Source organism: Chryseobacterium sp. KBW03 (assembly GCF_003852415.1).
GTDB classification, from domain to species: Bacteria; Bacteroidota; Bacteroidia; order Flavobacteriales; family Weeksellaceae; genus Chryseobacterium; species Chryseobacterium viscerum.
This window is the reverse complement of sequence record NZ_QAJO01000011.1, coordinates 212,180-226,253: the sequence shown is the minus strand read 5'-3', so window position 1 is coordinate 226,253 and position 14,074 is coordinate 212,180. Positions and strand designations below refer to the sequence as shown.

Annotated in this window: 11 protein-coding genes and 1 tRNA gene; 5 read left to right on the top strand and 7 right to left on the bottom strand. The window is 36.6% G+C overall.

The annotated features are described in order from the left end of the window. Positions 1–35 precede the first annotated feature (35 nt). The gene (locus tag DBR39_RS19790; protein ID WP_124535967.1) at positions 36–338 is read left to right on the top strand and encodes a putative quinol monooxygenase; all 303 of its coding nucleotides are present in this window, start codon (positions 36–38) and stop codon (positions 336–338) included. A gap of 109 nt (positions 339–447) precedes the next feature. Here DBR39_RS19790 and DBR39_RS19785 read toward each other — a convergent pair whose 3' ends face one another. The 4 genes from DBR39_RS19785 to DBR39_RS19770 form a co-directional block, all read right to left on the bottom strand. After that, positions 448–3,633, bottom strand: coding sequence for a S41 family peptidase (locus tag DBR39_RS19785; protein WP_124535965.1), 3,186 nt, complete (start codon positions 3,631–3,633; stop codon positions 448–450). Between the two features lie 338 nt (positions 3,634–3,971). Further along, positions 3,972–4,045: transfer RNA gene (locus tag DBR39_RS19780), tRNA-Asn, on the bottom strand. Between the two features lie 79 nt (positions 4,046–4,124). Then, entirely contained in the window at positions 4,125–5,615 is a 1,491-nt protein-coding gene (gene rseP, locus DBR39_RS19775) for an RIP metalloprotease RseP (RefSeq protein WP_124535963.1), read from the bottom strand. 106 nt (positions 5,616–5,721) lie between these two features. Continuing rightward, the gene (locus DBR39_RS19770) at positions 5,722–6,162 is read right to left on the bottom strand and encodes a DUF6646 family protein (RefSeq protein WP_124535961.1); all 441 of its coding nucleotides are present in this window, start codon (positions 6,160–6,162) and stop codon (positions 5,722–5,724) included. A 234-nt stretch (positions 6,163–6,396) separates the two neighbouring features. Between DBR39_RS19770 and DBR39_RS19765 the strand changes: the two genes are divergently transcribed. After that, on the top strand, positions 6,397–7,149 hold the full coding sequence (locus DBR39_RS19765) for a nitrilase-related carbon-nitrogen hydrolase (protein ID WP_124535959.1): 753 nt from the start codon (positions 6,397–6,399) through the stop codon (positions 7,147–7,149). Positions 7,150–7,200: 51 nt separating this feature from the next. On the opposite strand, the gene DBR39_RS19760 is transcribed toward DBR39_RS19765, so the two are convergent. From DBR39_RS19760 to DBR39_RS19750, 3 genes are read right to left on the bottom strand one after another with little or no spacing between them, the layout of a single operon-like run. Next, positions 7,201–7,500 (bottom strand): thioredoxin family protein, encoded by a 300-nt coding sequence (locus tag DBR39_RS19760; protein ID WP_103235066.1) that lies wholly within the window; start codon positions 7,498–7,500, stop codon positions 7,201–7,203. A 12-nt stretch (positions 7,501–7,512) separates the two neighbouring features. After that, positions 7,513–7,890, bottom strand: coding sequence for a rhodanese-like domain-containing protein (locus DBR39_RS19755; RefSeq protein WP_124535957.1), 378 nt, complete (start codon positions 7,888–7,890; stop codon positions 7,513–7,515). Positions 7,891–7,894: 4 nt separating this feature from the next. Then, entirely contained in the window at positions 7,895–9,304 is a 1,410-nt protein-coding gene (locus tag DBR39_RS19750; protein ID WP_124535955.1) for an MBL fold metallo-hydrolase, read from the bottom strand. A gap of 343 nt (positions 9,305–9,647) precedes the next feature. Here DBR39_RS19750 and DBR39_RS19745 point away from each other — a divergent pair, with 343 nt between their 5' ends. The 3 genes from DBR39_RS19745 to lysA all read left to right on the top strand — a co-directional run bounded on the left by DBR39_RS19745 (position 9,648) and on the right by lysA (position 13,998). Further along, positions 9,648–11,174: a helicase HerA-like domain-containing protein gene (locus tag DBR39_RS19745; protein ID WP_124535953.1), complete on the top strand. Its 1,527-nt coding sequence runs from the start codon at positions 9,648–9,650 to the stop codon at positions 11,172–11,174. Positions 11,175–11,322: 148 nt separating this feature from the next. Next, positions 11,323–12,546, top strand: a complete 1,224-nt coding sequence (locus tag DBR39_RS19740; RefSeq protein WP_124535951.1) for a PolC-type DNA polymerase III — start codon at positions 11,323–11,325, stop codon at positions 12,544–12,546. 249 nt (positions 12,547–12,795) lie between these two features. Further along, the gene (gene lysA / locus DBR39_RS19735) at positions 12,796–13,998 is read left to right on the top strand and encodes a diaminopimelate decarboxylase (protein WP_185147230.1); all 1,203 of its coding nucleotides are present in this window, start codon (positions 12,796–12,798) and stop codon (positions 13,996–13,998) included. Positions 13,999–14,074: the final 76 nt, after the last annotated feature.

Below are 14,074 nucleotides of genomic sequence, written 5' to 3'. Positions count from 1 at the left end.
TGTAAAATCATAATCACATAAAAACATTTACTATAATGAATAAGGAATTTAAGTCGGTGGCGGTACTGAAATCTAAACCGGAGAAAAGAGAAGAACTGAAAAATGCTTTACAGCAACTCATAGATCCTACCCGCAATGAAGCCGGCTGTATCTATTATATTCTTTTTGAAGATAAAGAATCTCCGGGAACTTTCTATATGTGGGAAGCATTTAAAGATGATAAAGCTTTTGAATTTCATACACAAACCGAACATTTTAAAAGCTTCGCAGATAGGATGGATGAATTGATGAGCGATCCCATACAGGTAATTGAGCTGGAAAGAATTTCACAAGAATAAAGGGGTGTTTACAGTAGAAAGCCTATACTTAATAGAGCATAGACTTTTAAAATGGAACAAAAAAGACTTACAGAAATGTAAGTCTTTTTATTTTTATGGTTTTGAATTTTTATTTCTTCAAATCTTTAAGTATTTCCTGAACAGCTCGTTCCAATTGAGGATCGTTGTTCTGAAGTCGGTCCATAAAGGTGTTTTTAACATAGATATCAGGTTTTACTCCTGTTTTTTCCAGATTTTGTCCGTCCAAAGTATAGGTTCCCCATGAAGGAAGTCTATAAGAAGAACCGTCCACCAGGCCTTTAGCCGAAGTGAAAATAATCCATCGGTAAGTATCCTGGCCAATAATTTTACCCAATTTCAGAGCTTTGAAACCAGCGGCAGTCATTTCTGCGTCACTTAAAGAAGCTTCATTGATCAATAGTACAATAGGCTTTCCGGAAGGAGCAAAGTTCGGCTGTGTTGTTATTTTTCCTTCACGGTATTTCCATTGTAAATAAGGTTTCTGAGAAAGGAAATTCAATACTTTATCATGAACGTTTCCACCTGTATTATAACGTAAATCAAGAATAACAGCGTCTTTTCTGTTTTCCTGCTCTACCATATCCAGCAGGAAGTGGTCAAGCTCATCAGTAGACATGTTTTTCATGCAAGAATACGCAATACGGTTGTTGCTCAGCTTGTCAACACGCTGATGATTGTTGAATATCCAGTCGTCGTAAAGCAATCCTTTCAATTCTACATTGGAAATCGGGTGTACCTTGGTTGTTATCTCTTTCCCATCACGGCTGAAAGTAAGAAGGAGCTCATCCTGCTTCTTTGGAGTGGCGAAATAAGATTCACGGTTTTCATTAGGATCAATCTTTTTCCCATTTACAGCAGTCAGCTGATCACCTGGCTTAATATCAACACCAGAACGGTAAGCCGGAGATTTTTTTACAATACTTTCTACAATATAAGGCTGATCTTTTTTAAATATCACTCCTGTTTCGTTGGTGAAATAGTTCAGGTACCTTGTTTCTTCTTTACCGGTTGATGAAAATCCGGTGTGGGAAGAATTAAGTTCACCTAAAAGATCATTTAATAAAATTCGCAGGTCATTTCTGTTGTGTACATAAGGAACATATTTAGCATATTGCTCTTTTTTAGCTTTCCAGTCTATACCATGGAATTTTTCATCGTAGAAATTCTCTTCCACACCCGTCCATGCTTCAGCATACATTTGAGTGAATTCGGAAGCCAGATCTTTATCAAAAGTATATTGAATATTTATTTTCTCAGGCTTTAAGGCTGCCAGAGTTGTTTTATAAACATTACCCTCTATCAGAGCAAATAGGTTTTTCTCATTTTTAGTGATATAATAGGCTGCTTTATCAAAAACTTTTTCGGATTTGGCAGGTTCAAAATCTGTGAAAACCTTCTTGAACAGCTGTCTTTTCCCATTATCCTGATTAGAATTGAATAATAGAATCTCCTTCTTGTCTTCCGTGAAAACGGCAGGATCATCCTGATATCCATATCGGTCGGTAACCAGTTCGATTCTTTCCAGCGTATCTTCAGGATTCACTTTCAGTTCTTTTATAACCGGTTCTTTTTCTTCCTTTTTCTCTTTATCCTTGTCCTCCTCTTTTTTGTCTTTCTTATCCTTGCTGTCCTTGTCTTTATCGGCAGATTTTGTATCCTTTTTCTCTTCAGTGAAAAGATTGTCGAATTTTTCAGATTTAAAAGGTTCGTCAAACCAGTCTAATGCCATGCGGTAGATATTAGACTTTTGCATGCCCAAAGGATAAGACGGGTTGGTTCTGTCGCTGGCAAAATAAATGTATTTTCCATTTGGTGACCAAACAGGATCTTCTTCTGAAACACCTGTGTTGGTAAGGTTTAATGTCTGTCCTTTTTTGATGTTATAGATGAAAATATCCAGTTCAAAGTTTCTTTTTGCAGAAAATAGAACATATTCATTGTTAGGCGAAAATGAAGGTCTTGAATTTTGGAATGCCCAGATTTCGTCCTTTACAATAGTTGTAGAGTTGAAGGTTTTCAAATCCAAAAGTCTTACTTCATCACGACCACTTAAGTAAACTGCTTTTGTAAGATCACTATTAAGAGTGATGCTTCGGTTATTGCGTAAATCCTGAGTTAATTGTTTGGGCTGCCCTTTTCCGTCTGCAGAAATGGTAACCCAGTTTTGATATCCATTGTACGTCTGGCTGTAAAGCAGTGTTCGGTTATCTTTCAGCCATTTTACTTCCATTGCACGCTCTTTTCCATCAGAAACCTGCTGCGCGAATTTCCCTTCAATATCCGAGACAAATACAATACCTCGGCTTATAAAAGTCATTTTTTTACCATCCGGAGAAACATCATAATAGGAAATATTATTTTCCACATTGAAGTTTTGTTCTTTTTCCAGTGTTTTGTTGGTATTTAGGCTGATATTAAGAGGTTTTGTGCTTTTGGAGGCTATATCATAAGTATAAAGCTGATAATCCTTTTCAAAAATTACTTTGGATCCGTCTGCTGAAACAAAAGGCTTTTTAATGGAAGTATCAAATTGAGTTAAAGCTGTTTTCTTACCATTTTCGATTTTATAAAGATTGTATTCACCATTATTCTCGTCTGAAATAAAGTAAATAATCCCATTTTTATCTACACTTGGGTTGAAATCTTTCCCTTCATAGTTGGTGTACTGTTTGAAAGAATTGCTCTTTGGGTTATATCCCAGAATATCAGGATTGTTTTCTCCTTTATAGCGCTTACGCTGTACCTGATGAGCACTTTCTGAAGAACTTGTAAAAAGATATTCTCCAGCCGGAGTCTCTACAAGGCCATTGGTATTATTAAAGTAATTGTTGAAAAGCTTTTGAGGTGTTTTTCCTTCAATCGTTGTTTTAAAACTGCCAAAATTATTATTTCTGCTGGAAGTAAAATAAATCGTTTTGCTATCCCATCCCCAGTTTTCCATTTCATCTCTTCCGGTATGGAAGGTCAGCTGCTTGATCGTTCCCCCTTCGGCAGGCATTACATAGACATCATAATTTCCGTATTGATTGGAACTGAATGCAAGCCATTTTCCATCCGGGGAAAGACGGGGATTGATTTCCTCACCATCCAAAGCAGTAATTCTTGAAGCATTTCCTCCATTGGAATCTGCTTTCCAAATATCACCGTCATAAGCGAAATAAGCTGTTTTCCCGTCTGGGCTCAAAGATGGACTGGATAGAAAATAAGACTTTTCCTGTGCCGAAATCCCGATAATAGAAAATGCCGTTAATAGCGAAATAATAGTTTTCTTCATGGTATAACTGGTTATTTATACAATACTATAATTGATTTTATGGTTTTTGGGGTTGTAGAGTATTATAAAACGTAATTATACTGCGAATATTTCTCAATATAACACGCTTAAAAAAGAATAGTCGGATTATTGGGCAAATCGTTACACATATTCAGACTAATGATGGATCTGATTGTACATTAGATGCTAAAATAAAGAAGAGTTGTGGTGGGATGGACGATTTCTTGAACAAGATAAATGCTCCATAAAAAACCTAATATGAGGGGCAAAGATCTATTTGTATAGGATTGATTAGATTATTAAAGTAAAAAAGACTTACATTTCTGTAAGTCTTTTTGCTCCTCCTCTTGGGCTCGAACCAAGGACCCTCTGATTAACAGTCAGATGCTCTAACCAACTGAGCTAAGGAGGAATGTCCTTTGTTTTTAGTGGTGCAAATATAGGACGAATATTTATACCCTACAAATATTTTTAAGAAAAATTTTTAAAAATTATAATTTCCCTGTAAATACCTTGAAAATATCGCTTCCGAAGATCAGTAACATCAATCCTAAAAGGAAGATAACTCCAATCATCTGCGCGTTTTCCAAAACCTTCTGAGGAACTGGTTTTCCTACAATAATTTCATATAATGTAAACAAAACGTGTCCACCATCAAGTCCCGGAATAGGAATAAGATTCAGGAATGCCAACCATATAGAGAACATCGCTGTAAAGCTCCAGAAAGCAACCCAGTTGATCTTAAAGCTTCCGTCAGCATCTTTATCCACAGGCATGTTTTTTACAATAGCAATAGGACCTCCTACATTTTTATACCCCTGAACTTTAGAGTTGAACATGATTTTGAACTGCTTCACCTGTGTAGTTAACGCTTCAATCGTTCTTGTAAACCCTCTTGGAATAGCTTCTCCAAAAGAATATTTTTTATTGGTTACAATAGCTTTTGCAATGCTTTTTGTTTCAATAGCGATTCCTAGTTTTCCATTTTTATCAACAGAAACTGCTGGTAAGGTCTGCAGAGCTCCGTTTCTTTCAACGTCTACAGAAACTGTTTTTCCTTTATTTTCACTTAAAAGAGTGCTTACTTCATCAAAGAATGCTGCTTTCTTACCGTTGATTCCTACAATTTTATCCCCTTTTGCCAATCCTGAAGACTGAGAAGAAGGAGTTGCCAATGAATCAATCACCATGGAAACTCTTGGAGTGATGTAAAGTTTTGCTTCTCTCTGTTTAAGAACATCTGCAACACCGTCAGCATTAACCGGGAAAGTAACTTCCTGTCCGTTTCTGTTTACCGTAACATGATCTCCTAAAAGAATATTGATAGAAGTATTTTCAAGTCTTTCTGCTGGTTTTCCGTCTACGCTGATGATTTTGTCACCATTCTGGAAGCCCATTTTCTTTCCTGCCGAAGTCGCCTCAATACCATTGTTGAATTTCGAGATATCTGTATATGTTTCTCCATTGAAGAAAGACAGACAACTGTAGATCAGCCATGCAAGGAAAAAGTTTACGGTAACCCCACCCAACATAATGATCAATCTCTGCCAAGCCGGTTTAGATCTGAATTCCCATGATTCTGCCGGTTTTTTCATTTGGGCAGTATCCATACTTTCATCCACCATTCCTGCAATTTTCACATAGCCTCCGAAAGGAAGCCATCCGATACCGTATTTGGTTTGTTCAGGATGTTTTCTCCAGTCGTTGTCCGGAAGTTTTGATATATCGATAGGAACTTCTTCCTTCTTTCCGTTTACCTCTATTACTTCAGAATCAGGCAGGTTCTTTGATAAAAACTTATACTGCCATTTTCCGTTGATTTTCTTCATGGAGAATATGGAGAAGTAAGGATCAAAAAACAGGAAAAATTTCTCTGCTCTGGTCTTGAACCATATTGCGGGTAAAAAATGCCCAAGCTCATGAAGAAGCACAAGTATAGAGATGCTCAGAATGAACTGAAAAAGTTTGATTGCTATTTCCATTAATAAATTTTAGATTTTAATTTGCAAAGGTAACAATTATCAAAACTATGCCAAATAAAAAAGCTCCTCGAAACGAGAAGCTTTGTCATATTTAGAGACGTTTTGATTATAAATTGAAAGAAACCCCAAGGCTGCCGTTATTACCTACCTCTGCAAATACCCCAATTTTCTCTGTGAAGAAATATCGGGCTCCAATGTGAGCGCCAATTCCGAAGTCTTTTCCAAGAATTCCAAGATCTACTCCAGGGTAAATGTCCCATTTTGAAGGCAGGTTCAGCGCTTCCTGTAAATGAAAATTCAGCCTTCCAAAAACAAACACACGATTGTCTTTATCATTGTTTTTATAATTGCTAAAATAACCATTAATTCCAGCTCCTACTGAAATAAGTTTGTTGAGTCCATAGTCGTAAGTTCCCGTTACTCCGGTTCCATATCCCCATGCACTCAGCCCCAGTTGTACTTTCTGATCTCCCTTTCCTGTCCACGCCTGAGCATTGGCCATAGCTCCAAAAAAGAAAATCATCACCATAAAAAACAATTTCTTCATAAATTTTTAATTTTTAAGGATATTAATAAAAAAATAACTCTATCAAAAATGAAACCGAAAGAGAATCTGTATTATAAAAATGGAAGACTTTAGTAAATTATTAAGAAATAAAGCGCAGCAGTTGAGGAAAAGACGCTGTTTTTCTACTGTTTAATTCTCCTGAAAGTTTTCTTTTGTAATGATAAAAGCTGTAATTTTATCAATCAGATTTGAAATAATTTAAAAAAATAAAAGATGAAAGTTGTAGGACTAAATTTAGATATCATCTGGAAAAATAAAGCTGAAAATTTTAAACTCATAGAAAACGAACTTCAGAATGAGGAAGCAGATCTGTTTCTTCTCCCCGAAATGTTTTCAACAGGTTTCTGTATGGATGCTTCCGAAGTGTCGGACAGAAATGAGGAGTCCTTGGCGTTTTTAATGAAAATCTCAAATGAAAAAAATGCTGCATTCTGTGGAAGTGCTCCGGTAGAACAAAACGGAAACTTTTACAACAGAATGTATTTTATAAAACCCGGTGGTGAAACGGTCTTTTACGATAAAAGACATTTGTTTTCCTTTTCAGGAGAAGATAAAGTCTACACTCCCGGAAAAGACAGGGTGATTGTTGAGTACCAAGGAATACGATTTCTGCTTCAGGTTTGCTATGATCTCCGTTTTCCGGTTTTTGCCAGAAATAATGATGATTATGATGCTGTTTTGTATGTGGCCAACTGGCCTGAGAAAAGGGTAGGAGCATGGGAACACTTATTAAAAGCCCGGGCTATTGAAAACCTGTCTTTTGTGTTTGGCTTAAACAGGATTGGAACCGATGGGAATAACCTTTTTTATCAGGAAAGTTCTCACTGTTTCTTCGCGGATGGAAAAGAAATCTCCGAAAAGAAAGGTAATCTTGTATCTGCAGAACTAAATATGGAGGAATTGAAGGATTTTAGAATGCACTTTCAGTTTTTGAATGACAGAGATCACTTTTCAATTGAATTATAAATAAAAAAGAGGCTGAAATTCATTGAATATCAGCCTCTTTTTTGTCTTTTGCTATGCGTATTGCTGCAGAAGGTTCGTTAATGTATTCACATCATGAACACCACTTTCCTTCCATAATAGTTCTCCATTTTTGAAAATCGCCAGCGTAGGCACTCCGCGCACTCCGTATTGAGCGGCTAATGCGGGATACTGGTCTACATCTACCTTGATGATTCTGGCTTCTTCACCGATATTTTCCTTTACTGTATTTAATACCGAAGACTGTACTTTACAAGGCTGACACCATGTTGCGAAAAAGTCGATCAGTACGGGTCTCTCGGAATCAATGATTTCCTGAAATTTTTGTGACATATTTTGGGTTTATTAGTTTATCTTTTTGGATGTTTCGTCCTGAATAGCCTTTACATTTTTCCAGCTTGTACCATCATATGCTTCCACTCCATTTTTCTTCAAAATTTCCATAGCCTGATCTGCCTGGATTCCTTTGTTGCAGAAAACCACAACTTTTTTACCCTTAAGGCTTTCTATATTGTTCTGAATCTCTGCCAATGGAATATTAATGGCATTTTTTGCCGTTCCCGCAGCATATTGTTCCGGAATTCTGACATCCACCAACGTTACATCAGAACTGTTGACAACTTCCGTGATGCTGACTTTGGGTGTCTCTGCAATATGCGATGCTTTACAGGCACTTAGCGTAAAAGCTAATGCTAAAACAAGTCCAAAAAACCGAATCTTCATGACCTTACGACGTTTTGGATTGACATACAAAATCCGAAGTGGGAAATTTTTCCGTTTTTTTGATTCCGTTAAAACCTCCTTCGATCTCAGTAAAGTTTCTGATTCCGTGTGAGTTAAGGATGCTTGCTGCGATCATGCTTCTGTATCCGCCGGCACAGTGCAGGAAGAAGTGTTCAGAATCATCCATCGTGCGGGCCCAGTCACTGATAGCATCCAATGGTTTGTTGTAAGCATTGTCAATGTGCTCTGCAGAATATTCAGTCAGTTTTCTTACATCAATTACTGTTGCGTCTTCTGTAAACTGTTCAGCAAATTCAGCCGGGGTGATCCTTTTGATCTCATCCGTTTCTTTACCTGCATTTTTCCAGGCTTCAAAACTTCCTTTCAGATAACCTACTACATTGTCAAAACCTACTCTGCTTAATCTGGTAATTACTTCCTCTTCAGTTCCCTCGTCTGTTATCAGTAATAAAGGATGCTTTACATCCACGATAAGGTTTCCTACCCATGGGGCAAAGTCACCTTTCAATCCTATATTGATAGAGTTGGGAACAAATCCTTTATGGAAATCCGCAGCCCCTCTTGTATCTAAAATTAAGGCTCCTGTTTCTTCAGCCAGTGCTTCAAAATCTTCCGGTGCAACAGGTTGTAGCCCTTTGTCCATGACAACATCCAGACTTTCATATCCACCTTTGTTTAGCGCTACATTCATTCCGAAATATTTCGGTGGAGCTGTTAAACCATCAAGAACTTCTCTGATGAAAGATTCTTTATCAGGTTGATTAAGCGCATAATTCGTCTTCTTTTGATTGCCTAAAATATCCACTGTTTCCTTCTGCATATTCTTTCCGCATGCAGAACCAGCTCCGTGAGCAGGATACACCGTGATGCTGTCAGCCAATGGCATGATTTTGTTCTGAAGGCTGTCGTACAGAATTCCTGCAAGATCTTCCTGAGTAAGATTAGTTGCCTTCTGTGCAAGATCCGGTCTTCCAACATCACCTAAAAATAGGGTGTCACCGGTGAAAATTGCCGTTTCAACGCCATTTTCGTCTATTAAAAGGTAAGTGCTGCTTTCCATCGTGTGTCCCGGAGTGTGCATTACCTTTATTTTTACTTTTCCAATCTCAAAAATCTGATTGTCTTCCGCAATAATTGCTTCAAATTCTGGAGCAGCAGTAGGTCCGTATACAATCGAAGCACCTGTTTTCTTGCTTAAATCCAAATGTCCCGATACAAAATCAGCGTGGAAATGGGTTTCAAAAATATATTTTAAAGTGACATTATCTTTTTCCAGACGATCCAGGTAAGGTTTTACCTCTCTTAAAGGATCTATAATGACTGCTTCATTTTCTGATACAATATAATAGGCACCCTGAGCCAGACAGCCCGTATATATTTGTTCAATTTTCATTGGGGTCTTTTTTTAATGAGTTAAAGATACAAAGTATTAGATAAATTCTAAATGAAATGTTAAATTCCAGTGATAGTTTCTTTCAATATTTTGTTAAACGAATGTTTAATACTTTTTGTTTTTAAGCAAAAAGAATGCCTTACATAATGATAATTTAAAAATGCTGTTTTTTATCATGTTTCTTCGGATGAATGAGCTTAATATCTAGGAATTTAATGGTCATGGTTTAGAATTTGCTTAGCAGAGTTAAATTTATTCTTCCGGAGAATGGAGAAAAGTTCATTGTAAAATATTTAAAAATATCTTCTAAAAAATTTTATATTTATAAGTTAAAAACAATCAGATGGCAGACAAAGCACAATTTATTGAAGAATTAAATGCTAGATATACTCCGAAAGGAGAACATATTATATTAGGAAAAGGAATGTTGGATGGAGATGTCGTTACGGAAGTAAACGTAACAATTCCTCTGAAAACGATCAACCGTCATGGTCTTATTGCCGGAGCTACCGGAACAGGTAAGACGAAAACATTGCAGGTATTTGCAGAACAGCTCTCCCATGCGGGAATTCCCTCATTGGTTCTTGATATTAAAGGCGATTTCTCAGGGATTGCTGAAGCAGGACAGATGAATCCAATTATTGAAGAAAGATATGCTAAAACACAGCTTCCTTATAATCCACAAGGATTTCCGGTTGAATTGATGAGTATTTCAGGAGGAGAAGGTGTGAAATTAAGGGCCACTGTTACAGAATTCGGACCTGTTTTACTAAGCAAAATCCTTGAACTTAACGATACTCAGCAAAGCATCATGTCTATTGTCTTCAAATATTGTGATGATAAAGGACTTCCATTGATCGACCTTAATGACCTGAAGAAGGTATTGCAGTATGTAACAGATAATGCACAGGGAAAAGCTGAGCTTGCTGCCAACTACGGATCGATTGCTTCTGCTTCTTTGGGGACTATTTTAAGGTCTATTGTTGCATTGGAACAGCAGGGTGCTGCGGGTTTCTTTGGTGAATTAAGCTTTGATGTTCAGGATTTACTGGAAACAAGAGACGGTAAGGGAGTTGTCAACATTTTAAGAGTAGCAGACATTCAGAATAAGCCACAGCTGTTCTCTACATTCATGCTTTCGCTTTTTGCTGAAATTTATATGACATTTCCGGAAGAAGGAGACAGTGGAAGACCAAAACTGGTATTATTCATCGATGAAGCTCACCTTATTTTTGATGAAGCATCAAAGGCTCTTCTTTCGCAGATTGAAACCATGGTAAAACTGATCCGTTCCAAAGGAGTAGGAATCTATTTTATTACTCAGATTCCTGGTGATGTACCCGAAAATGTACTTTCTCAATTAGGATTGAAGATACAGCATGCGCTGAGAGGGTTTACGGCAAAAGATAAAAAAGAGATTAACAAAGCGGTAGAAAACTATCCTACAACAGAATATTACAATGCTTCCAGTCTGATCCAGAATTTAGGAATTGGAGAAGCATTTATAACAGCTTTGGATGAAAAAGGGATACCCACACCATTAGTACACACTTACCTGATCTCTCCGGAATCAAGAATGGATGTTTTGAGCGGGGCGGAAATCTCAGATTTAACCTCTAAATCGGCGCTCGTTGCAAAGTATGAAGAGGCAATAGATAGAGAATCTGCTTACGAAATGCTAACCAACAGAATGGAACAGGCTGCACAAAACCCATCTCCGACACAAAAAACAAGACCGGTAAAAGAAGAGCCGGGAATGTTTGAACAGGTGTTGCAAAGTAAAGCGGGCCGTACTTTCACCAGCACATTAATGAGAGAAGGAGCAAAAGCGATTCTCGGTATGTTTGGTTTGGGAGGCAGAAGAAGATAATTTTGAAGCATAATCTGCTATATTTTGACATATTTTTTGTTATTTTAGCAGGTTATCTTTACATAACAGTAAAAATAGAACCGGATCTTATTGGGGAATAATACACGGTTTTACAAATAAACTAAAAACAGCAGTTAACACACATTCAATGTATTCGATTATAGATATAGAAAGTAATGGTGCAGGTTATAGAGACGAATGCATTATAGATATTGCCATCTACCGGTATGATGGTCAGAAAATTACTGACCAGTTTATATCTTTGGTAAATCCTGAAGGAAATATTACTCCTTTTGTACAGAAACTGACCAATATTACCCCTAAAATGGTCAAAACTGCCCCGAAATTTCATGAAATAGCCAAAAGAGTTATTGAAATAACTCAAAATACCACTTTGGTAGGTCATAATATCGATTTTGATTACAGAATGCTTCGCCAGTCATTCAAAAGATTAGGCTATGATTTTAAAATCAATACGTTAGATACCATTCCTTTAGCAAAGAAACTGATTCCTGATGAGGTAAGTTATTCATTAGGAAAACTGGTAAAATCACTTGGGATTCCTTTGACCAATCATCACAGGGCAGACGGTGATGCAAGAGCAACGTTAGACCTTTTCAAACTTCTGATTTCGAAAGATATTGAAAACGAGATTATTCAGGAACAGCATGAAGAGTCTAATGCAAAAACCTATATCAACAAGATCAAAGAACTTACTCAGGACCTTCCTAACGATAAGGGCTTTGTTTATTTTCAGGATGAGGTGGGGCGTATCATGTTCTCAGATTATGTTCAGGATATCAACAAGTTTTCCAAAAAAGTTTTCAATTCCAAATCAAAAAAATGGGAAAAGATTCAGAAAGAGGTTGAGCAGATTAACTATGAACTTACCGGAACAGATATTATTGCCAAGCTGATTCTGAACTCTAAGAATATTAAAAAGAAAGAAGTTTTGCCTTTTGGACTTTATTTCAGGAACAATAAATATGTTGTTGAAAAAAATAACCTCAATAAAACAGAAAAACCGGTTTTAAAATTCAGATCATTTACCCAAGGGACAAAAGCGGTTCAGTTTATTGGTTCTCAGGAAGAATTTAATGATTTTTCTGTGCTGAAACAGCAAATTGAATTCAGAAAAAGAAATGAATTATGGCTGGGGCTGGGACGAAAATTGGGCGAAAAATTATTTTTAATCATTGAAAATGGAAAAGTGATTTCTTTTGGGTTTTATGAATTGTTTACACAGATTCAGACCTTAAGCAAGCTGGCTAAGTTAAAAATCGATCTTCCATTATCTTCCACGGACTTGAATAATGAATTGCAGCTGGCACTGCTTCGCGGTGATTTTGAGACCCTGCCGTTACCGAAATAATAGAGGAATTTACACGTTATTAAGAAGATGCTTTTCAAATCAATTTTCTTAAAATAAAAAATAAGTAGTACTTTTGTAAAAAATAAATAGAAGCAATGCAAAATTTTAAACAAATTAAAACTGGAAAAAAGGGAACTGTAAAGTTCTCTAAGGTTTGGAATATTTAAAAGAGTTGTCTTGCATAAAAAATAATCAATGTGGCAGACTCTTTTTGGAAGAATCTGCCTTTTTTTATGTTAAAATGAAATTATGAATTCAAAAGAATTATTAAAGATTGCCAATGAGTTTGGCACACCAGTGTATGTTTATGATGCCGAGTCCATCAAAGTTCAATACGAGAAACTTACATCTTCTTTTTTAAAACATACAAAGTTCTTCTACGCAGCGAAGGCATTGACAAATATCAATATCCTTAAGTATGTCAAGAATCTGGGTGCATCTTTGGATTGTGTATCTATTAATGAAGTCAAACTTGGACTAAAAGCAGGATTTTCGAAAGAAAAAATATTGTTTACTCCCAATTGTGTTGACTTGGCTGAAATAGAAGAGGCAATGACTTTTGGAGTTCATATTAACATTGATAACATTTCTATTCTTGAGCAATTCGGGAATAAATACGGAAATACATATCCTATTTTAGTAAGAATCAATCCACATATTTTCGCCGGAGGTAACTATAAAATTTCAACGGGGCATATCGACAGTAAATTCGGTATTTCTATTCACCAGGTTCGTCACATCGAAAGAGTGATGAAAAGTACCAATCTGAATGTTGAAGGTCTTCACATGCATACAGGAAGCGAAATCAAAGATCCGGATGTATTTTTGCAGGCTTTGGAAATTATGCTGGAACTTTCTGAGCTTTTCCCGAATCTGAAATACCTGGATATGGGAAGTGGTTTCAAAATTCCTTATCAGGATAGTGAAGAAGAGACCGATGTGAGAACATTAGGTAAAAAAGTTGAAAAAGTAATTTCTGAGTTTTCAAAATCTACCGGTAAAAAATTCGAATTATGGTTTGAGCCGGGGAAATTCTTAGTGGGAAAAAGCGGATATTTATTAGTGAAAGCTAATGTAATCAAGCAAACTACAGCTACCGTTTTCGTAGGAGTAAACTCAGGTTTCAACCATCTGATCCGTCCCATGTTCTACGATTCTTATCACATGATTGAAAACTTATCCAATCCAAAAGGAGCAGAAAGAATTTATACAGTAGTAGGAAATATCTGTGAAACTGATACATTCGCATGGGACAGAAAACTGAACGAAGTAAGAGAAGGAGATATCCTTGCTTTCCATAATGCAGGAGCCTATGGTTTTGAAATGAGCTCAAACTTCAACTCAAGATTAAAACCTGCAGAAGTATTGTTCTTAGATGGAAAAGCTCACTTGATCCGTAAGAGAGATGAGTTTGAAGATCTATTGAGAAATCAGATCGAAATAGTAATGTAAACTTAAGATATACTAGATAAACAGCCACCTTTTTGGGTGGCTGTTTTGTTTTTAAATCAATTCGGTTAGACTTTGC

Bases quoted from the DNA above. Each gene is read 5' to 3' on its own strand.
- DBR39_RS19790 (WP_124535967.1), top strand. From the start codon at position 36: ATGAATAAGGAATTTAAGTCGGTGGCGGTACTGAAATCTAAACCGGAG.
- DBR39_RS19785 (WP_124535965.1), bottom strand. From the start codon at position 3,633: ATGAAGAAAACTATTATTTCGCTATTAACGGCATTTTCTATTATCGGG.
- rseP (WP_124535963.1), bottom strand. From the start codon at position 5,615: ATGGAAATAGCAATCAAACTTTTTCAGTTCATTCTGAGCATCTCTATA.
- DBR39_RS19770 (WP_124535961.1), bottom strand. From the start codon at position 6,162: ATGAAGAAATTGTTTTTTATGGTGATGATTTTCTTTTTTGGAGCTATG.
- DBR39_RS19765 (WP_124535959.1), top strand. From the start codon at position 6,397: ATGAAAGTTGTAGGACTAAATTTAGATATCATCTGGAAAAATAAAGCT.
- DBR39_RS19760 (WP_103235066.1), bottom strand. From the start codon at position 7,500: ATGTCACAAAAATTTCAGGAAATCATTGATTCCGAGAGACCCGTACTG.
- DBR39_RS19755 (WP_124535957.1), bottom strand. From the start codon at position 7,890: ATGAAGATTCGGTTTTTTGGACTTGTTTTAGCATTAGCTTTTACGCTA.
- DBR39_RS19750 (WP_124535955.1), bottom strand. From the start codon at position 9,304: ATGAAAATTGAACAAATATATACGGGCTGTCTGGCTCAGGGTGCCTAT.
- DBR39_RS19745 (WP_124535953.1), top strand. From the start codon at position 9,648: ATGGCAGACAAAGCACAATTTATTGAAGAATTAAATGCTAGATATACT.
- DBR39_RS19740 (WP_124535951.1), top strand. From the start codon at position 11,323: ATGTATTCGATTATAGATATAGAAAGTAATGGTGCAGGTTATAGAGAC.
- lysA (WP_185147230.1), top strand. From the start codon at position 12,796: ATGAATTCAAAAGAATTATTAAAGATTGCCAATGAGTTTGGCACACCA.